This is a genomic window from Streptomyces sp. NPDC058045, assembly GCF_042885635.1.
Classification (GTDB): domain Bacteria; phylum Actinomycetota; class Actinomycetes; order Streptomycetales; family Streptomycetaceae; genus Streptomyces.
The window spans coordinates 1-22,263 of sequence record NZ_JBHVRR010000015.1 but is presented as its reverse complement, the minus strand read 5'-3'; the positions used below and the strand labels follow the sequence as shown (position 1 = coordinate 22,263).

At 73.2% G+C, this 22,263-nt stretch carries 3 protein-coding genes; all 3 read right to left on the bottom strand.

The window, feature by feature from the left end; all coding sequences use genetic code 11:
• Positions 1-2: 2 nt before the first annotated feature.
• Positions 3-8,303: an SDR family NAD(P)-dependent oxidoreductase gene (locus ACFVST_RS12150; RefSeq protein WP_390149503.1), complete on the bottom strand. Its 8,301-nt coding sequence runs from the start codon at positions 8,301-8,303 to the stop codon at positions 3-5.
• An 8-nt stretch (positions 8,304-8,311) separates the two neighbouring features.
• Positions 8,312-20,074, bottom strand: coding sequence for an SDR family NAD(P)-dependent oxidoreductase (locus ACFVST_RS12145; protein ID WP_390149502.1), 11,763 nt, complete (start codon positions 20,072-20,074; stop codon positions 8,312-8,314).
• Between the two features lie 5 nt (positions 20,075-20,079).
• A partial coding sequence (locus tag ACFVST_RS12140; protein WP_390149500.1) for a phosphopantetheine-binding protein occupies positions 20,080-22,263 on the bottom strand: 2,184 nt, incomplete at its 5' end.

Below are 22,263 nucleotides of genomic sequence, written 5' to 3'. Positions count from 1 at the left end.
ACTCAACAGCCCTCGTTCTCACTCAGCTCGATTTCATTGCGCAGCAGGGCGACGAGAGCGTCCTCGTCCATGCCGTCGAGGCTGGACGGCGGCAGGTCGCCGGGGGTGGCGTCGGCGTCGAACAGGCCGGCGGGGGCGGTCACTTCGGCCGTCCCGGGTGCCGTGGTCGCGGCCTCGGCCCGGGCCTCGGCGGTGCGCTCGGGGACCGGCACGGTCGCGGCGATGTCCTCCTCGGACACGCCCATCAGGCTGCCGATCTTGGCGATGTCGCCCTTGACGGTGACGACCTGCGGGTGGCTCAGGGCGGCCGTGGTGCGCAGCGCCTCCCAGCCCTCGGGGCCCTCGATGACGACGGTGCCGAGCCGCTTGCGCATCCAGGTGAGGATGGCGTCGCTGGTCTCCATGCCGCCGCTGCGCCAGAACGACCAGTTCACCGACAGCGTCCGGCCGCTGCGCTCGCCCCGCTCGCGCAGCTCCTCGCGGTACTCGGCGAAGGAGTCCAGATAGCTGTTGGCGTAGCAGTAGTCGCTCTGCCCGAAGTTGCCGAGGACGGCGGCGAGCGAGGAGAACATCACGAAGTGCTCCAGCGGTTCGCCGCGCAGCGCCTCGTCCAGGTTGCGGGTGCCGAACACCTTGGCCTTCAGGACCTCCGCCATCTCCTCGGGACGCTTGTCCTTGATCGGGCCGTCGCGGAGCGCACCGGCGGAGTGGATCACGCCGGTGACCGGGCCGAAGCGGGAGCGGATCTCGCCGACCAGGTCCTCGACCTGCCGCCGGTCCCCGATGTCGGCCTGGAGGTAGGCGGCGCGGGCGCCGTCCCGGCTCCAGGACTCCAGTTCCGCGAGCCGTTCCGGGTCGGCGGGCCTGCGTCCCACCAGGACCACGGTGGCCTGGTGGTCCTGGCACAGATAGCGGCCGAAGAGGCCCGCGAGTCCGCCGGGGCCGCCGGTGATCAGATAGACGCCGCCCTTGCCGAACGGGGCGCGGGCGGCCTCCACCTGGGCGGCGGGCACCGGGCGGAAGCTGCGCGTCCAGCGCCGGGTGCCGTCGTGCCGCAGCTCCACGTCCTCGTCGGGCCGGTCGAACTCGGCCATCAGCGCGGCGGCGGCCTCGTCCGGGTCCGGGCCGGTCAGCTCGAACGTCTTGTAGACCAGGGACGGGTTCTCCATCCGCACGGCCCGCATCAGTCCGGCCACCGCCCGGTTCTCCGGCGCGGCGCCCGGGTCGGCCGCGGCGAAGGTGTACAGCAGGGTCACCCGCTGCCCGGGGAGGGCGGTGAGCAGGGCCTGGCTGAACGCGGTGAGGGCGTAGACGCCGTGGTCGAGTCCGGTCTGGATGCGCTCGGGGTCGGACTCGGAGCGGTCCGCGGACCAGGCGTGGATCACCCGGTCCACGGTGCGGCCCTCGTCGGCGAGCCGGGCGAGCAGCCGCTCGTGGTCGGCGCGGGCCAGCGGGTCGACCTCGTAGGTGTCGTCGCCGAGTACGCGGAAGCCGTCGGTGCCGGGGCGGACCAGGACGACCCGCTCCGGGCGCCGCGCCGCGGGCAGGCCGGCGAGGGCAGTACGCAGTTCGTCACCGGTGTCCAGGAGCAGCACCGTGCCACCGGTGTGCGCCTCGGGGTCGGCGGCCGGTCCGGTCTCGGTCCAGTCGCGGGTGAACAGCCAGACCGGGGCGTCGGTGTCGTCGGGCGCGGGCACCGTGCGGGTGGCGGGGGTGGTGGAGTCGCGGCGGGGGTCCAGGTCGAGCAGTCCGAGCAGGTACTCGGAAGTCTCCTCGATCGTCGGGTAGTTGAAGAAGAGCTGGAGGTCCAGCTCCTGGTCGAAGAGCTGCTCCAGCAGGTTGTGGGTCTGGGTGGAGGTGATGGAGTCCATACCGAGTTCGAAGTAGCCCCGGTCGGTCTCCGGCAGTTTGCCGCCGGTGAAGCCCAGCAGTTCGGCGATGCGCTGCTGGAGGTAGCCGTTCATCAGCTCGGCGCGTTCGCCGGGGAACGCCGCGGCGAGCCGGCGCAGGAACGCGTGGTCCACCCCGTCGTCGTCCGGCCCCTCGGCGGCGGGGGCCTCGGTCCCGGCAGCCGCCGGGAGCTCGCCGGCGGCGCCGCCCCGGACGGGCTCGGTGTACATCCAGTGGGTGTCGGTCTCGAAGGGGTAGCCGGGCAGCGGGGTGCGGCGCACCGGCCGGCCCGTCCAGCGGGCCGCGAGGTCGACGTCCTCGCCGGCGACCCAGCGGCGGGCGGTGTCGGCGAGTTCACCGGTCGCCACGGGCACCCGGCCGTCGGCGGCGAAACCCTTCAACTGCTCGGCGAGATCGGCGTGGTCGGTCACGGTGAACGCGACCCGGCTGGACAGCTCCCGCCGCCCGGTCTGGAGGGTGAACGCCAGGTCCGCCAGCTCGGGGAGCCGGCCGGGGCCCGCGGTCTGGAGGAACGCCAGCAGCCGCTCGGCGTAGCGGGTGAGGATCTGCGGGGTGCGGGCGGAGAGCGGGACCAGCCAGGAGCCGGTGTCCTCGCGGGCGGCCTCGGGGCGCGGGGCCGCGGTGTGCTCCTCCAGCACCAGGTGGACGTTGACACCGCCGACGCCGAAGGAGCTGATGCCGGCCCGCCGCGGCTCGCCGGCCGGCGGCTCCCAGGGCTCCTCGGCGAGCTGCACCCGGAACGGGGTGCGGCCGAAGTCGATCTCCTGGTTGAGGCGTTCGGAGTTGAGGCGGCTGGGGAAGAGCCGGCCGCGCCGCATCTGGAGGACGACCTTGGTGAGTTGGGAGATTCCGGCGGCGGCCTCCAGATGGCCGACGTTGGACTTCACCGAGCCGATGGCGCAGTGCCGCCCGTCGGCGGGGTAGCCGTCGAACGCGGTGGACAGCGCCTCGATCTCGATGGTGTCGCCGAGGGAGGTGCCGGTGCCGTGGGCCTCCAGATAGCTGACGCCGCCGGGTTCCACCCCGGCCCGCTCCAGGGCGGTGCGCACCACTTCGGCCTGCGCCACCGGGTTGGGCACCGTGTAGCCGTTGGTCTTGCCGCCGTGGTTGACGGCGGAGCCCTTGATGACGGCGTGGATGTGGTCCCCGTCGGCCAGCGCCCGGTCGAGCGGCTTCAGCAGCACCGCGCCGACGCCCTCACCGGGGACATAGCCGTTGCCGCCGTCCCCGAAGCTCTTGCAATGGCCCTCTGGGGAAAGGAAGTTGAACATGCCCAGGGTGAGGTACTTGCTGGGGTGCAGGGAGAGGTTGACGCCGCCCGCGATGGCGACCTCGCTCTCCCCGTGCCGCAGCGACTCGCACGCCAGATGGATGGCGTACAGCGAGGACGAGCAGGCGGTGTCCACGACGAGGCTGGGGCCGCGCAGATTGAGCAGATACGAGATGCGGTTGGCCACCGAGTACAGCTGCGCGTCCAGCGGCACGGTCTTGCCCGCCGCCAGATCGGCCGCCCCGTAGAGGCCGTACTCGTTGAAGGTGACGCCCGCGTAGACGGCGACATTGCCGCGCCGGTCGCCCGCCTCGGGGTCGGCGAAGGCTTCGGGGGTGTAGCCGGCGTCCTCCAGGCAGTGCCACACCGCCTGAACGAACTGCCGCTCCTGCGGGTCCATATAGGCGGCGGCGTTGGGCGAGAGGTTGAAGAACGACGGGTCGAAGCCGAGCGCGTCGTCGATGAACCCGCCCCAGCGGCAGTCGACTTCGGGGTAGTCGCGGTGGTCCCAGCGTTCGGCGGGGATCTCCGTGATGCTGTCCCGGCCGGCCGCGAGGTTGTCCGCGAACTGCTCCAGGGTCGGCGCCTGCGGGTAGCGCCCGCTGAGGCCGATGATCGCGATGTCGCCGACGGTGGCGGGCGCGGGCACGGCCTCGGGCCGGGGGCTCGCCGGCCGCGGTTCCCGCGGGAGCCGCTCCCGGCGGACCGTGGTGAGGTGCCGGGCCAGGGACTCCAGGTCCTTGTAGGTGAACAGCAGCGAGGTGGGCAGCGCCCCGTAGCCCTCCTCCAGGACCTTGTTGAGCTGGGTGATGCGGATCGAGTCGATGCCGTAGTCCTCGAAGGAGGTACGGGGCTTCAGCCGGGCGACCGGGATGTTCAGCGACGTGGAGAAGCGGGCCTTGAGGTCGTCCAGGACCTCGGTGTACAAGTCCCGTCCCTGGTCGGCGGGTTCGGTGGCCGACGGGGTGGGCGCGGGTGCCGCGACCGGAGCCGGGGGTGCCGCCGCGGGCGCGGTGGGCGGCGGTGCGTCGGGCGGCGGGATCAGCGGGCCGTCCGGCTCCACGGGCAGGATCCAGTGGGGTTCGCGGGCGAAGGGGTAGGTGGGCAGTGACAGCCGCCGCGCGCCGCGGTCCGCCCAGGCCGCCGCCCAGTCCACCTCGGCGCCCACCACCCACATGTCGGCGACCTCGTCCAGCCGTCCCTCGGCGAGGAGTTGCCGGGTGTACTTCTGGGTGACGTCGTGCCGCAGCATGGAGTGCAGCCGCCGGTCCTGCTCGTCGGCCGAGCCGGACCAGACACCGGGGATGTCCCGCTCGCCGCCGAGGTGGGCGCGGAGCGCGTCGCGGAGTCCGGCCACGGTGCGGGCGCGGACCGCGAGCCGTTCCGCCATCGCGTCCCGTCCGGTCTGGAGGGTGAACGCCAGGTCCGCCAGGGCCAGTCGGGGCAGCTCGGCGGTCTCGGCGGGGGTGGGTCCGGTGCTGTGCCCGCCGCCGGTCAGCAGGTCGGTGAGCCGGGTGACGGTACTGGCGACGGACGGCTCCTCGTGGAGCAGTTCCGCGGGGAGGGCGGTGCCCAGTTCCTCCTGGAGGCGTTCGTGGCAGGCGGCGGTGGCGTAGGCGTCGAGGCCCAGGTCGGTGTAGGTCTCCTGGTCGTCGAGGTCGCCCGGGCGGATGCTGAGGGCGTCCGCGACCACGGCACGCACCCGGTCGCGCACCGTCTCCGCGGTGGCGAGGGCGGGTGCGCCGTCCGCCGGTGCGGTGGGGTGCGGGGCGGTGTGCCGGTCGAGGTGGGCGAGGGCGCGGCGGACGACGTTCGCCAGGTCCTGTGGGTCGCGTGCGGAGAACAGCAGCAGTTCCTCGCGCTGCGGCCGGTCCCCGCCCGCGGTGCCGGACAGCTCGGGGGGTGCCTCCTCCAGGATGAGGTGGGCGTTGGTGCCGCCCGCGCCGAAGGCGCTGACACCCGCCCGCCGGGGCACTCCGGCCGGGCTCTTCCACTCGCCCAGCCGCCGCTGCACCGAGAACGGGGTGCTGTCGAAGTCGATCAGCGAGTTGAGTGTGGTGGTGTGCAGGGACGGCACCAGTTCCCGGTGCCGCAGTTGAAGGATGACCTTCGTCAGGGCGGCCATACCGGCCGCCGACTCCAGGTGCCCGATGTTGGACTTCACCGAGCCGATCCCGCAGAACTGCCGGTCCTGGGTGGTGAGCCGGTAGGCCTTGGTGAGGCCGGTGATCTCGATGGGGTCGCCGAGCGCGGTGCCGGTGCCGTGCGCCTCCACATAGGAGATGTCACGCGGGGAGACGGCCGCCGCGGCCAGTGCCTCGCCGATCACCGCGGCCTGCGCCTGCGGGTTGGGCACCGAGTAACCACTCGTACGGCCACCGGAGTTGACCGCCGAGCCCTTGATCACCGCATACACGTGGTCGCCGTCGGCGCGGGCCTGGCGCAGGGACTTCAGCACCACGGCGCCGACGCCCTCACCGGGCACATAGCCGTCGCCGCCCTCACCGAAGGCGCGGCAGCGGCCGTCGGTGGAGAGGAAGCCGCCCTGGGAGAGCTGGACGTACTTCGACGGGTGGGTCATCACATTGACGCCGCCCGCGAGCGCCACCTCGCACTCGCCGCTGCGGATGGTGGCGCACGCCTGGTGCACCGCCACCAGCGAGGAGGAGCACATGGTGTCGACGGTGACGCTGGGCCCGCGGAAGTCGAAGAAGTACGAGACCCGGTTGGCGACGGAGGCGTAGGAGGAGTGGCCGTGCAGCACTCCGCCGTGCTTGTCGGTGGCCAGCAGTTGGTACAGGCCGAACATCACTCCGGCGAAGACGCCGACCTTGCGCCCGGCGAGCGCGCCCGGCGCGTACCCGGCGTCCTCCACGGCCTGCCAGGACGTCTCCAGGAAGAGCCGCTCCTGCGGGTCCAGATACTCGGCCTCCACCGGCGGGATGGAGAAGAACAGCGGGTCGAACAGCTCCACCCCCTCCATGAAGCCGCCCCAACGGCTGTACGAGGTACCGGGTTTGCCCTTCTCCGGGTCCCAGTAGGGGCGGTGGTCCCAGCGGCGGGCGGGGATCTCGGTGACGGCGTCCCGGCCGTGCCGCAGGTTGTCCCAGAAGGCGTCCAGGTCGTCCGCCTGCGGGTAGCGGCCCGCGAGGCCGATGATGGCGATGTCCTGGTTGTCCTGATCATCCCGGACGTGCTGCTCGCGGCGCTCGGCCCGGGGGGCGGGCTCCGGGTGGCGGCGCGGGGCGGCTTCGGCGGCCGGTTCCTGCGCGGCCCGGCCGCGGTTCCGCAGCAGCGCCCACTTACCGGAGGCTGCGGCCGGGGTACGGGCGGGGGCGGGTGCCGCGGGTGCCGGCGGGGCGGCGGGCGCGGTGGCCGCCGGGGCGTCGCCGAGGCCGAAGAGGGCGCGCAGCGGAGAGGCCACGGTACGCGCCAGATACTCGGCCAGCTCGTCCACACTGTCGTATTCAAAGAACAGGGTCTTCGGCAGCGGGCCGAGGTCGCGTTCCAGCTCCTCCGTCATCCCGATGATCATGATCGACTCGACGCCGTAGCGGCCGAAGGAGTCATGGGTGCGGATGTCGGAGACGGGGAGCTTGGTGAAGCGGCTCACCTGCCGCACCAGATGGTCACGGGTCCTGGCCAGCAGCACGGGGTCGGCGGCGCCCTCCTCCGGAACGGTCCCGGCAGCGGCGGAGGTGGCCGGTGCGGGCGCGGTCTCCGGGGCCAGCAGGTCCCAGGTGCGGTCCTCGCCCTTGACCACCACCACCTGCGCCGCGTCCTGCGCCAGCGCGTCATGGAAGGCGCGCACGCCCTCGGACACCGCGAGCGGGTGCAGGCCCATCTGCTCCCTGGCCCGCTCCTCGGCACCGTCCGCGGCGTGCATGGCGCCCCCGTCGCCGGTCTCCGCCCACAGCGGCCAGCCGACCGACACACTGCGCCCGGACCGCAGCCCGCGGGCCCGCAGCGACTCGCGCCACCCCGCGTAGTGGTCCTGGTAGGCGTTGCCGAAGGAGTAGTCGGCCTGGCCGAGATTGCCGATCACCCCGGCCAGCGAGGAGAACAGCGCGAAGAACTCCAGGGGTTCCCCGCTCAGCGCCTCGTCCAGCAGCCGGGTCCCGTACAGCTTGGCGGCGAGTACGGCGGTGGCCTCCTCGCGGGTCTTCCGCAGCAGGAAGGAGTCCCGGATCACGCCCGCGGAGTGGATGACTCCGGTGAGCGGTCCCGGCTCGGAGCGGATCTCCCGCAGCAGCGCCTCCACCCCGTCGACGGTGGCGATATCGGCCGGTATGTAACGGACCTGGGCGCCGGTGTCCCGCAGTTCGGTGAGGAAGGCGCGGCCCTGGTCGTCCAGCGGGCGGCGGCCCGTCAGCACCAGGCCGACCCGGGCGCGCCGGGCCGCCTCCCGGGCGAACACCCGCCCCAGGCCGCCCAGTCCACCGGTGATCAGATAGGTGCCGCCGTCCCGGAGCGAGACCGCGCCCGCCCCGCCGCGGCCGGCCTGGGGCAGTGCCCGCAGCCGCCGTACGGACCGGGTGGCGCCGTCGTGGCGGACCTCGGTCGCCGCGTCGTCCAGCTCGGACTCCGCCAGCAGGGCCGCGGCGGCCTCGCCCGCGGGCCGCGGGGTCAGCGCCACACTGCGGTAGTGGAAGCTGGGCCGCTCCTGGGCGACGACCCGCGCGAAGGCGGCGACGGCCGCGTACTCGGGCAGCGCCAGACCGCGGTGCGCCTCGTCCTCGACGACGGCGTGCACCAGCCGTACGTCCTGCGCCGCCCGCTGCCGGAGCAGGGCCTGGGTGGCGTCCTGGAGCAGGAAGTACTCGCGGGCCGCGGCCTCCGCGCCGCCGACGTCACCGGGTGCGCCGGGGCTGCGCCAGATCAGGACGCGCTCCGGAGGCGGCCCGTCGCGCAGTGCCGCGGTGAAGTCCTCCGCGGTGCGCACCGCGTGGAGGGTGGCGCCGGGGTGCCGCGCGGCCAGCTCGCGGCGGACGGCCTGCTCGGCGCCGGCGGCCGTGGTGAGCAGCAGGACACGGCGGGCGGGGCGCGCGCCGCCGCTCCGGGTGCCGCCCTGCTCGGGGGACGGCTGCCACTCGGGGGTCCAGTACCTGACGTGCTCGGTCATTTCCTCATTCACCTGTCTTGAGCCCCGTTGGGGAGCGACTTCAGGGCGTAGTCCCGCACGATGACGAGAGCCGTGCCGGCCAGGTCGGTCAGGGTGATGTCGAAGCGGTCGACGGTACCGCCGCCGTCCGCACCGCGGTGCCGCAGATACGCGACGCACTCGTCGGGCAGCGGGCCGTGGATGTCGACGGACCCGATGGAGAACGGCAGGAGCAGACCGTCGCCGTGACCCGACATCAGCACACTGACCGCCTGGAAGGCGCCGTTGACCAGGGCCGGGGGCAGTACATCGGCCTCGTGCCGCTCCGCGGCCGGGGGCAGCGCCAGTTGCGCCACCGCTTCCCCGTCCCGGAACAGCACTTCCTCGATCACCTGGAACGCGGGCCCGTTGTCCAGCCCGGCCGCGGCCATGGCGGCGTACACCGCGGAGCCGGGCAGCTTGCCCTCGCAGCCCGCGACGACCTCGGCCAGATCCACCATCCGGCCGCCGGAGCCGGGCAGTTGGGCCGATTCCAGGTCGACGGAGACCCGGGCCTCCATGCAGATCGCGGCCTCCGGCGGGCCCTGGTCCAGGCCGATGCGGACCAGTACGGAGTCCTCCTCGGGGTGCACCCGCACAGTGGTCTCCACCGGTTCCCCGGCCACCACCACCGGGTGCCGCCACAGCACGTTCCGGAGGGAGCGGACCTCCTGCTCCAGGCTGAGCGCGCCCGCGAGCCGGGCCATCTCCAGCGACACCGAGCCGGGCAGCACCCGGTGGCCCTCCACCCGGTGCCCGTCGAGGAAGGCCTCCTCGCCGGTGAAGGCCGCGGTGAAGCGCTGCTCGAAGAGGGAGGAGCGGTTCTGGTGCAGCAGCGGGTGCAGGCGCGGCGCGGTCTGCGCCACCGGCCGGGCCGCCGCGAGCGGGGTGGCCGTGTCGTGCGGCGGATGCCAGTGCCGCTGCCGGGCGAACGGGTAGCCGGGCAGGGAGAGGCGGTTGCGGGTGCCGGGCTCGGTGAGGCGGTCCCAGTCCAGGTCCTGCCCGCCGGCCCAGGCGTCGAGCACCGCGTCGAACCGGCCCGCCCGGTGGTCCTCGTACAGGGCGTCCGCGTGTACGGCCGGATTGGGCTTGACGCCGCGGCCGAGGTGGCCGGTGGGGCGGCCGTCGAGGAAGTCGCCGAGGGCGGCCTCCAGTTCGTCCTGGGTGCGGACCAGCAGGCCGAGCCGCTCCTCGTGTGCGTCGCGCCCCACCTGGAGGGTGTGGGCGACATCGGCGAGTTCGGCGGCGGTCAGCCGGCGCGCCCGCAGCCAGGTGAGCAACTCGTCGGCGATGGTGCGCAGTTGGTCCTCGCGGCGGGCCGACAGCGGGATCAGCAGCGGCTCGCCGGGGGCGTCACCGGCGGCGGGCCGCTCGGGCGCCCGGTACTCGCCGATCACCACATGGGCGTTGGTGCCGCCCGCCCCGAAGCTGGAGATCCCCGCGATCCGGGAGCGCCTCGGGCCGACCTCCCAGGGGGTGACCTCCTGGGGGACGGTGAACGGGGTCGCCGCGAAGTCGATCTCCGGGTTGAGGACGGCGGAGTGCAGCGAGGGCGCTATCTCCCGGTTCTGGAGTTGCAGCAGCACCTTGCTGACCCCGGCGATACCGGCGGCGCTCTCACAGTGCCCGATGTTCGACTTGGCCGAACCGAGGTGGCAGTGCGCCCCGTTGCCGTCCGGGCCGCCGAACGCCCGGGTCAGCGCGGAGACTTCGAGCGGGTCGCCGAGGCGGGTGCCGGTGCCGTGGGCCTCCACGTAGGAGACGTCGCGGGAGTCCACGGCGGCCCGCTCCAGGGCGCGTTCGATCACCGCGGTCTGGGCGTGCGGGTTGGGCACGGTGTAGCCGTTGGTCTTGCCGTCGTGGCTGACCGCGGTGCCCTTGATCACCCCGTAGATGTGGTCGCCGTCCGCCTCGGCGCGGGCCAGCGGCTTGAGCAGTACGGCGCCGACGCCCTCACCGGGCACATAGCCGTCGCCGCCCTCGCCGAAGGTGCGGCAGCGGCCGTCGGTGGCGGCGAAGCGGTTCTTGCCCAGCATCAGGAACTTGTTGGGGTGCAGGGACAGGTTCACCCCGCCCGCGATCGCCGCCTCGCACTCGCCCGACAGCAGGCTCTGCGCGGCCAGATGGATCGCCACCAGCGAGGACGAGCACATGGTGTCGACCGCCATGCTCGGCCCGTGCAGCCCGTAGAAGTACGAGACGCGGTTGGCGATGGAGGCGGCGCTGCCGTTCAGCGTCGCCATCTCGCCCTTCACCTGCTGCTGCGCGGCGTAGAGCTGGTACTCCTCGTACATCACGCCGACATACACGCCGATGGGGCGGCCGGTGAGGGCGCGGCGGCTGTATCCGGCGTCCTCCAGGGTGTGGTGGACGCATTCCAGGAAGACGCGCTCCTGGGGGTCGATGATCTCCGCCTCGCCGGGCGAGATGTTGAAGAACAGCGAGTCGAAGCAGGCCGCGTCGTCGATGAACCCGCCCCACCTGGCGTAGGTGGCGTCCTGCCGGCCCGGCTCGGGGCGGTGGAACGGGGCGTGGTCCCAGCGGTCGGTGGGGATCTCGGTGATGCTGTCCCGGCCCTCGCGCAGGTTCGTCCAGAAGGCCGCCAGATTCTCGGCCTGCGGGTAGCGCCCGGCGACGCCCACGATGGCGATGTCGGTGCCGGTGGCCGCCTCACCTCCGGGGAGGGCGGGGGCGGCGCGGTCCGCGGTGTTTCCCCACAGCGGGGACCAGGCCGTGGCCGGCCGGGGGGCGGTGTCGCTCTGGGTTCCGGCGGCGGTCGGCTCCGGTCGGGCCACCGCGCCGGAGCGCCGGGCCAGCAGCGCGGCGGTCTCCTTCGGGTGGCTGCGGCTGAGCGCCTCCGCCAGTTCCATCACCGTCTGGTTCTCGAAGAAGATGGTCTTGGCGAGCGGCCCGAAGTCCTCCTCCAGGCGCTGCGTCAGATTGATGATCAGCACCGAGTCGATGCCGTAGTTCTCCAGCGCGAGATAGGCGTCGATCCGCGACGGGTCGAGCTTGATCTCGTCGGCGACCACCTCCTTGATGGCCTCGGCAAGCAACTCGGCCTGCCCGGCGGCCACTTCGGGACGGTCCTCGCCGTCCCGGGTGCCGTCCGGCGCGGACTCGGGTGTGTTGGCGGTCTGCGCCAGGAGGTAGCCGCGCAGCTTGGCGGCGTCGCCGACCAGCGGCAGCACCTGCGGTTCGCCGCTCGCCACGCAGTCGGCGAGCACCCCGAGGCCGGTCGCCCGGTCCAGGACCGCGAGACCCGCGCTGTCGGCGGCGGCCCGCGCCTGCTCGGCGGCCACCCCCATCCCGCCGTCCCGCCACAACTGCCAGTTCACCGAGAGGGTCCGGCCCCGGCGTTCACCGCGGGCCGCCAACTCCTCGCGGTACGCGGCGAACCGGTCCAGGAAGGCGTTGCCCGCCGCGTAGTCGGCCTGGCCGATGTTGCCGAGGGCGCCGGCCGCGGAGGAGAACAGCAGGAAGAACTCCAGCGGCAGCCCCGCCGTGGCCTCGTCCAGCGCGACCACACCGGCCGTCTTGGGCGCGAGCACCGCCCGCGCGTCGTCCGGTGCCTTCGCGGTGAGCAGCTTGTCCCGGGTGATACCCGCGCAGTGCAGCACCCCGTGCGGCCCGCCGTGCTCGGCGCCGACCCGCGCGATCAGCGCACGCACCGCTTCCGCGTCCGTGACATCGGTCTGCGCGTACTCGGCGACGGCCCCATGGGCCCGCAGCCCCGCCAGCGCCTCCTCGGTACGGTCACCGGGCGCGGACCGGCCGGTGAGGACCAGCGTTACGTCCGGGACACTCCGGGCGATCTCGTCCGCCATCAGCAGACCGAGGCCGCCCGCGCCGCCGGTGATCACATAGACCCCACCGGCCCGCCACAGCGGTGCGCCCGACTCCCTTGCGGGGGTGGGCAGTTCCTCCCAGTGGCGCTCCTCACGGCGGCCGTCCGCGGTGTAGCGGACGACCTGTGCGGTGGGCCAGCGGCGTTCGGCGCGCAGCCGCTCCGCCAGGACCACCGCGGGCGGCGCGTCCTGGCAGGCCAGCACCTGCACACTGACCGACGGGTGCTCCACCCGCAGCGTCTGGAGCAGCCCGGACAGCGCCACACTGTGGCCGTCGGCGGCCACCAACTGCACCAGGAGACGCCCACCACGGTGCTCCTCGACGAGTTCCCGCACCTGCCGCAGCAGTTCCACGGTCTGGTCGAGATAGCGCTCACCGCTGCGCGGGGCGTCGGCGGGGACGTCCGAGTCGAGCGTCCGGCAGCCCGCCTCGGGCAGCGAGCGGCCCAGGTCCGCCGCGGTCACCGGCGCGCCGTCACCGAGCAGGACCGCCCACCGGTCGAAGTGCGCCGGGGCCGCGGGGGCGGACTCGGGGGCCGACTCCCGCCAGCGCGGGGCGAACAGCAGGCGCTCCTCGGCGGGCGCGGTGTCGTACTCGAAGGTCTTGAAGGCGACCCCGCGCAGCAGGACCGCGGTCCGGCCCTCGGCGTCGCACAGGGTGATGTCGACCCGCTTCAGCCGGCCCTCGCCGCTGCCGGTGGGGCGCCGCAGATGCGCCCACATCACCGGTGCCGTGGGCCGGACGACCTCCACCGCCTCGACGGCGAAGGGCAGTTCGGCGGAGGTCCCGGCGGAACCCAGCTCGGCCGGGTCGGCGGGCAGGCTGTCCGGGAGGGCCAGCGCCAGCGTCGACTGGAGCGCCGCGTCCAGTGTCGCGGGGTGCAGGGTGTAGCCGTCGGTGTCGACCCCGTCCGGCAGGCGCAGCGCGACCAGGGCCTCGCCGTCGCCGCGGTGGACGGTGGCGACGGCCTGGTGCGCGGGCCCGTAGTCGATGCCCATATGGGTGAACGCCCGGTAGCACCAGGTGCCGTCGACCTCGGGGCGGGCGCAGCGGGCTCGTACCGCGTCCAGGTCCACGGTGTGCTCGGGCTCCGCGGCCGGGGCGAGGCGGACCTCGCCCTGGCAGTGGGTGCCGTCGCTGTGGACGCGGAAGGCGACGGTGTCCTGCCCGGCTCCCGGGGTGAGCGTGATGTGCAGGTCGGGCGCGCCGTCCCGGTGGACGAACGGCCGCAGCCACACCACGTCCTGGACGCGCAGCGCGGTGTCCCGGGCCTGTTCGGGCAGGGCTCCGCGGACGGCGGCCAGCGCCATCTCCAGATAGGCGACGGCGGGCAGCATCGGCTGTCCGCCCACCCGGTGGTCGGTGAGGAAGAACTCGCGGCCGGTGAAGGCGCTGCTGAAGCGCAGCCCTTCCAGGGTGGAGCTGTTGCGGTGCAGCAGCGGATGCAGGCGTTCGGCGGTGGCCGCCAGGGTCTTCGCGGGGGTGGTGACCCAGCAGCGCTCCTTGGCGAAGGGGTAGCCGGGCAGCGGCACCCGCCGCGGCGGCGGGCCGGTGTGGAGCTGCGACCAGTCCAACGCGACGCCCTCGACCCACAGTTCGGCCGCCTTCTCCAACCGCCGCTCCCGCAGCAGCCGGGCCAGCATGTCCGAGTCCTCGATCAGGTCCAGCAGCATCGACTGCCGCTTGGCGCCGTGGATGCCGCCGGTGGCGAGCCTCGGCGAGCTGTGGTCGCCCGCGAGGTACGCCTCCAGCAGCGCCGCCAGTTCACCGGCGGAGTCGGCCACCACGGCGAGCCGCCAATCCATCGCCTCCCGTCCGGTCTGGAGGGTGTGGGCGACCGAGTCGAGGCCGGCACCGTCGAACCCGGCGCGGGCGGCGGCCAGTTGGCGGACCGCGGTCTCCCGCAGCCGCTCCTCGTCCCGGGCCGAGTACACGAAGAGCCAGGGGCCGGTGGACTTCCGCGGGGCGCGGTCGTCGAGGAACTCCTCGACCACCACATGGGCGTTGGCGCCGCCCGCGCCGAAGGAGCTGATCCCGGCGCGGCGCGGATGGGCCGGGGAGGCGGCCCAGTCCGCGAGTTCGCGCTGCACCCGGAACGGGCTGCGCTCGAAGTCGATGAACGGGTTGAGGGTGGTGGCGTGCAGCGAGGGGACCAGCTTGCGGTGCTTGAGCTGGAGGACCACCTTGGTCAGCGCCGCGATACCGGCCGCCGACTCCAGATGCCCGATGTTGGACTTCACCGAGCCGATCGCGCAGAAGCCGGTGTCGGGCGTCCCGGTGCGGAACGCGTTGGTGAGCGCGGTGACTTCGATGGGGTCACCGAGCGAGGTACCGGTGCCGTGCGCCTCGATGTAGGAGACGGTGCGCGCGTCCACCCCGGCGTCCGCGAGGCCGCTGCGCACCAGCTCCGCCTGGGCGTTGGGGTTGGGCACGGTGAAACCGGTGGTCTTTCCACCGGAGTTGAGGGCGCTGCCCTTGATGACGGCGTGGATGTGGTCGCCGTCGGCGATGGCCCGGTCCAGCGACTTGAGCAGTACGGCGCCGACGCCCTCACCGGGCACATAGCCGTCGCCGCCCTCCCCGAAGCTGCGGCAACGGCCGTCGGTGGAGGCGAAGTTGCCCTGGCTGAGCAGGATCAGCTTGTTGGGGTGGATGGTGAGGTTGACGCCGCCCGCGATGGCCATGTCGCTCTCGCCGCGGCGGATGCTCTCGCAGCCCAGGTGCAGCGAGGTCAGCGAGGAGGAGCACATGGTGTCCACGGCCATGCTGGGTCCGCGCAGGTTCAGCACATAGGACACCCGGTTGGCGATCGCCGCGAACGACGAGGGCACGGGGGCGGGTTCGCCCTTGATCTCGCCCTGGAAGAGTTCGTACATCCCGTACATGACGCCGACATAGACGCCGACGGTGTGGTCGGCGAGGGTGGCGCGGGTGTAGCCGGCGTCCTCGACGGCGTGCCAGGCGGTCTGGAGGAACAGCCTCGCCTGGGGGTCCATGAAGTCCGCCTCGCCGGGCGAGATGCTGAAGAACAGCGGGTCGAAGCGGTCCACGTCCCGTACGAAGCCGCCCCACTTGGCGTACGCCTTGCCGGGGGTGCGGCCGTCGGGTGCGTAGTACTGGCTGTGGTCCCAGCGTTCGGCGGGCACCTCGCGGACGGAGTCGGTGCCGGCGGCCAGGTTGCTCCAGAACTCCGGCAGGTCGTCGGCGTCCGGGTAGCGTCCGCTGATGCCGATGACGGCGATGTCATGGGTCCCGGAGCCGGTGTCCCGGGGCGCCGCGGGCCGGGCGCTCTCCGCCCTCACCGGCAGGAACCGGGAGGCGGCTGCGGGCTCGGGCGCGGTGGCGACCGGCTCGGGTGCGGCGGCGGGCTCGGCCGCCTGCTCCTCCGCACGGTCCGCACCGTCCATGCCCAGTACCCGCCGTACGTCCTCGGCGCGTTCGGCGAGGAAGTGGTCCGCGAGCTCCTCGATGGTGCCGTATTCAAAGAACAGGGTCTTGGGGAGCTCCCCGAAGTCCTCCTCCATGCGCCGGGTCAGGCTCATCATCATGATGGAGTCGATGCCGTAGACCTCGAACTCGTCGGTGGCGTCGATCTTCTCCACGGCGCGCTTGGTGCGCTCGCTGATGATCCGGGCGAGATAGCCGATCATCGGCGACCGCATCCGGTCCACCGGGACCACGGAGGGCGCGGCGGCGGGGGCCTCGGGTGCCGGGGCGGGCTCCGCCTCCGCCAGGCCGAAGGTGCGGCGGATCGCCGCCGGGTCGCCCGGGGCGTACACCACATGGGTGTCGCTCAGGGTGAGGGCGTGCTCCAGGGCGCGGCAGCCGCGGTCGGACTCCAGCGGGACGATGCCCAGGTGCTCGCGCAGCCGGCGTTCGGCGTCCTGGTCGACGCGCATCCCGCCGTCCGCCCACAGCGGCCAGCCCACGGAGAGGGTGCGGCCGGTGCGCTCGCCCGCCGCGCGGCGGCGTTCCCGCTGCGCGGCGAAGGCGTCCTGGAAGGCGCTGGCATAGCAGTAGTCGCTCTGCCCGAGGTTGCCGAGGACGGCGGACATCGAGGAGAACAGCACGAAGAAGTCCAGCGGTTCGTCCTGCAGGGCCTCGTCGAGAAGGCGGGTGCCGGTCACCTTGGGTGCCAGTACCGCGGCGATGTCCCCGGCGGGCTTGTCGCGGAGCAGCCCGTCGCGGAGCGCGCCCGCGGAGTGCAGTACGCCGTCGATCCGCCCGAAGCGCTCCCTGGCACCGGCGAGCAGCGCGTCGACGTCCTCGCGGCGGGAGACGTCCGCCCGCAGATACAGCGTCCGGTCGGCGGGCAGGTCCGCGGCCCGCCAGGCCTCCCCGAGGTCCTGCTCGGAGGTGCGGCCGGTGAGGACCAGACGGGCGCCGTAGGTACGGCTGAGGTGCCGGGCGAAGGCCAGTCCGACGCCGCCCGCGCCACCGGTGATCAGATACACCCCGCCGTCCCGGAAGGCGACGCTCTCGCCCTCGACGGCCACCTCCGCGGCGCGGAGCGCGGTGCGGGTGCCGCCCTGCCACCAGATGTCGTGGAACTCGTCCGGTTCCGCGGCGAGTTCGGCGCGGACGCGGTCGGCGGCGGAGCCGGGGGCGACGCCCACGGTACGGGCGGTGAGGTGCCGGTCCTCCTTGGTGAGGCAGCGCAGATAGCCGCCCGAGGCGCGTGCCTCCGGGGCCGGTTCGCCGCCCTCGGGCACGGGGTGGACGTGCAGCAGCTCCACCGGGTGGCGGGGCCGGGCGGCGGCGAGGGCACGGGCCAGGGCGTGCACGATGTAGGGGCCGTCGGCGGGTGCCGGGCCGGCCAGCACGATCCGGTCGGGCAGCAGGTCCCGTTTCCGCAGGTCCGCGAGGAGCCGGGCGTGGTCCTCGGTCTCGGTCGGGCGGTAGGTGAAGCGGGTGCCGTCGACGGTGAGGGCGTCCCCGGGCACGGCCTCGGCCACGGCCGACACATCGGCGGCCGTGAGCAGGGGGTTCTCACCGGGGTCGGCGGTGTGCAGCAGAAGCACCCGCCGTGCCGCCGCCCCGGCCCTGGGGCGCGGCGGCGCGTCCTGCCAGCGCTGGGTGAGGAAGACGTCCTGCGGCTGTTCCGAGCCGCCGTCCGTACGGCCGGTGGGCCGGGTGGAGCGGACGGTGAAGCCGCGGATCTCCGTGGCGACGGTGCCCTCGCGGTCCGCGACGGTGAGGTGGAACGACCGGCTGCCCGCACCCGCGGCACCGGCCGGACGTACATGGACCACCGCCGAGGACGGCAGCGGCGCGAAGCAGCGCACCGCGTCCACCGCGAACGGCACGAAGGTGCCGTCCAGCTCGGCGAGGAACGGCCCGATGGCCTGCCAGGCCCCGTCGAGCAGGCCCGGGTGCAGTACGAACTCGCCTTCGGTCAGGTCGAGTTCGAGCATCCCGAGGGCGTCGTCCGGGCCGTGGGACAGTTCGGTGAGGGCCCGGAACGCGGGCCCGTAGACGACTCCGGTGTCCGGGGCGCCCTCGGTCCGCGGGTAGAGGCTCGAACGGTCCACCCGGGTGGGGCACTTGGCGCGCAGCGCGGCCAGGTCGAGCACCGGAGGCGTGGTGCGGGGTGCGAAGCCCACCGTGCCGGCGGCGCAGGTCGTCTCGGCGCCCTCGGCGTCGACGGTGGTGACGGTGAAGGTGGCGGCGTCCGCACCCGAGGGCAGCAGGGAGATCTCCACCGCGCGCTCGGTGACGGGCCGCGACCACACCACCTCGCCGACCTCGGTGACCTCCCGGCCCGCCGACAGGGTGCCCGCGGCCCGCGCCAGCTCCACCACGGCCGCCCCGGGCAGCACCGGGACCCCGTCGACATGGTGGTCGGCGAGGAAGAACTCCGTACCGGTGAAGTCGGAACGGAAGCGCTGGCGGGTGAAGTCGGAGATGTTGCGGTGCACCAGCGGGTGCGGTGCGGCCGGGCGGGCCTCGCCCGTCTCCGCCCACCGGGAGCCCTCCACCTCGCGCGGGTACCAGTGGGACTCCCGCTCGAAGGGGTAGGTGGGCAGCGGTATCCGCCGCGGTCGCAGGCCGCTCCACTCGGCGGAGAAGTCCACCTTCCCGCCGTCCACCCAGTCCGCCCCGGCGGCGGGCCGGTTCGCGGCCTTGCCCCGGGCCACCCCGGGCCCGGCCGCACCGGTCTCCGCGAAGGCGGTCAGCGCCTCGATGAGTCCGGCACGGTCCCGGGCGGTGACGGCCAGCCGCTCCCGCATGGCCTCCCGCCCGGTGTGCAGGGTGTACGCCACATCGTCCAGGTCGAGGTCCGGGCGGCTGCCGAGGTGGGACGCCAACCGCTGGGCGTACTCGCGGAGTTGGGGTTCCCGCTTGGCGGAGACCACGAAGGTGCGGTCCCGGTCGCCGCCCTGGGGGCGGGGCGCGGCGGTGGGGGTGTAGGCGTCGACCACCACATGGGCGTTGGTCCCGCTGAAGCCGAAGGAGCTCAGGCAGGCGCGTCGGGGCGCACCCGGCGCGGGCCGCCACTCCTGGGAGCTGGTGTTGAGGTAGAACGGCGACTGCTCGAAGTCGAAGTGCTCGTTGGGCTCCCGGACATGGAGCGTCGGCACCAGGGTGCGGTGCCGCATCGACAGCAGGATCTTGTGCAGTCCGGCGACACCCGCGGCGGCGGACATATGGCCGATGTTGGACTTCACCGAGCCGATGGCGCAGTAGGTGCGCCGGTCGGTCCAGTTGCGGAACGCGGTGGCCAGCGCCTCCAGTTCGATGGGGTCGCCGAGCTTGGTGCCGGTGCCGTGGAGTTCGGCGTAGCTGATGGTCTCGGGGTCGATGCCGTTGCGCTCGTAGGCCGCGCGCACCAGCTCGGCCTGGCTGCCGAGGTTAGGCGCGGTGATGCCGTTGGTGCGGCCGTCCTGGTTGATGCCGCTGGCGACGATCAGGCCGTGGATGTGGTCGCCGTCCCGTTCGGCGTCGGCGAGGCGCTTGAAGACCACGGCCCCGGCGCCCTCACCCGGTACGAAACCGTCGGCGCTGTTGTCGAAGGACTTGCACCGGCCGTCCGGGGCGAGCATTCCGGCGGAGCACATGTGCTGGTACGAGTGGGCGCTCAGATAGAGGGAGACACCGGCGGCGAGCGCCATGTCGACCTCGCCGCGCTGGAGTGCCTGCACCGCGAGATGCACGCCGACCAGCGAGGAGGAGCAGGCCGTGTCGATCGTGAGGGCGGGGCCCTTGAGGTTGAGGTAGTAGGCCAGCCGGCCGGCGGCGATGGCGTTGCTGACGCTGGTGACGCTGGGCAGTTCGTCCTCGTGCCGCGGCGGTGTCCGGTCGCACAGCGTCTGGTAGTCGCCGTTGGCCAGACCGAGGTAGACACCGCAGTTGGTGCCGTCCAGGGTCTTCCGCGTGTATCCGGCGTCCTCGAAGGCCCGGTACGACTCCTCCAGGAAGAGCCGGTGCTGCGGGTCCATCATCTCCGCCTCGGAGGGCGAGATCTCGAAGAAGAACGAGTCGAACCGGTCGACGTCGTCCAGGCCCCCCATCCACCGGCAGTAGATGGAGCCCTCCTTGCCTATCTCCGGGTCGTAGTAGCGGTCCATGTCCCAACGGGAGCGCGGGACTTCACGCACCGCGTCGCCGCCCGCGGCGAGCAGCCGCCAGTACTCCTCCAGGTCCCGCGCGGTGGCGTACCGGCCCGACATGCCCACGATGGCGATCGGGCTGGGCTGGGGGGTACCGCCGCTGTGCTGCTCCGCCTGCGCGGCCGAGGTGACGGTGGCGGGCGGGGTGGCCGGGGCGGGTGGGGTGGCCGGAGCGGCCGGGGGCGCCGCGGCGGGGCGGGGCGCCGCGGGGGCTTCGCCCCGCAGCAGCCGGGCCGCCTCGTCCGGGGTGATGCGCTTCTCGCTCAGCGCGGCGAGGATCTCCTGGCGGTTCATTGACTTCAGGCCTCCGTCTTCGGCGTGCCCAGGCGCGCCTCGGCCTGCTGGACATCGATCTGCCCGTCGTAGACCTTGGCCAGCACCTCGGCCAAGTCGTCTTCGGGCGTGGGCATTTCAGCGGTGACGAACGCGGCGAACTCACGGAGGTTGGGGTACTGGTAGATCCGTGTGGCGCCGATCGAGGTACCGAAGTCCTCGTTCACCACCCGGATCCACTCGACGCCCACCACGGAGTCCAGCCCCAGCTCCGTGAAGCTGCGGTCCGGGTCCACCTCTTCCGGCTCCACGAACAACTCCGCCGCCAGACTCACCTGCAACCGGTCCAGCACCTCACCGGAATCCGCCGCCGCCGGCACCGACACGGCCACCGGCTCATCGGTGCGCTGCTCCGGCACGAGCTGTTGCGTCGCCGGGGATGCGGGCTGGTGCGCTGCCGGGGGTGCGGTGTGCGGTGCGGGTGTCGTACCGGCTGCCGCCGCGGCCTGCTCGGCGACATATCCGGTGAACTCTCGGAGGTTCGGGTACTGGTAGATCCGCGTGGCACCGATCGACGTACCGAAGTCCTCGTTCACCACCCGGACCCACTCCACACCCACCACCGAGTCCAGCCCCAACTCCGTGAAGCTGCGATCCGGGTCCACCTCCTCGACCTCCACAAACAACTCCGCCGCCAGACTCACCTGCAACCGCTCCAGCACCTCACCGGAATCCAGCGCCACCGGAACGGCCACCGCCACCGGCTCCGCCACCCGCTCGGGGACGAGCCGGGAGACGGGCTGCGATACGGCCTGCGGCGCGGGCTGTTGCGGTACGGGCCGTGGTGCCGGCGCCGAAGTGACGGTGACCGCTGCGGCCTGCGAGGCGACGTATCCGGCGAACTCGCGGAGGTTCGGGTACTGGTAGATCCGCGTGGCACCGATCGACGTACCGAAGTCCTCGTTCACCACCCGGACCCACTCCACACCCACCACCGAGTCCAGCCCCAACTCCGTGAAGCTGCGATCCGGGTCCACCTCCTCGACCTCCACGAACAACTCTGCGGCCAGACTCACCTGGAGCCGGTCCAGCACCTCGCCGGAGTCCACCGCCGCCGGGGTGGCGGCAGCGGTGACCGGAGCGGCGACGACCCGGGTGGTCACCGCGGGCGCGGGCCGGGCCGGGGCGGCGGGCTGTGGTGCGGGGACCGGTGCGGGGGCTTCGGTCTCGGTGAGCGGGCGCAGGGATATCCGCTGGTGAGCGGCCCGGTCCGGGGCCTGGCTCCCTTCGGTCACCAGGGCCGCGGCGACCTCCACGGGCAGCAGACGCACACTGCCGTCCACGGTCCGCTCCGCCGGCTCCACCGGTCGCGCTGCGACCGGCTGCGTCGGCTGGGCCACCGCCGGTTGCCGCAACGGCAGTGCGGAGGTGGTGCGTTGCTCGGGTACCGCCACCGGCAGGGCGGGGGTGGCGGGCAGGGCGGCGGGGGCCTGGACGGCGGTTGCCGCGGCGGCCGCCTGCTGCCGGGCCGCGTGGGCGCCGACCCAGCAGTGCCGTGCGAGGAAGGGCTGGGTGGGCAGGGAGACGAAGGCGGGCGGCTCGGCGAACAGATGCTCCAGGCTGGGTTCGTAGCCCTGGCAGTAGAAGTCGGCCAGCGCCATCAGGAACTGCTGGTAGCTTGCCGGGTCGCCCTGGCTGCCGTTGGCCTCTTCGATCATCTCCCGCGCCACCGTGATGACGGCGGCATTGGGCGTGAACTCGCGGGCTACGACGCCCCGGTGGACCTTGCGCGGCTTCTCCCCCCGCGCTGCCTCCCGCAGCAACCGCACCGCGTCGTCCACATCACGCGCCACCACCGCACACCGGTGCGCGAAGTGATGCCGCCCGACGCTCAGGGTGTGCGCGACCGAGGCCACATACCCGGCACCGATCCCCTTCTCCCCCTCCAGGTGGTCGGCGAGGCCCAACAGGGCGCGTTCCAGAGCCTCTTCGGACTTCGCCGACACCGGCAGCACATACGCCGACGCCACACCCTGACCACCCACCAACGCACGATCACCCGCGGCCGTACCACACGACTCCAACACCACATGCGCATTCGTCCCACTGAAACCAAACGCACTCACACCACCACGACGCGCCACCCCATCCCCACGCTCAGGCCACGCCCGCACCTCACGATTCACAAAAAACGGACTGTCCTCCCACCG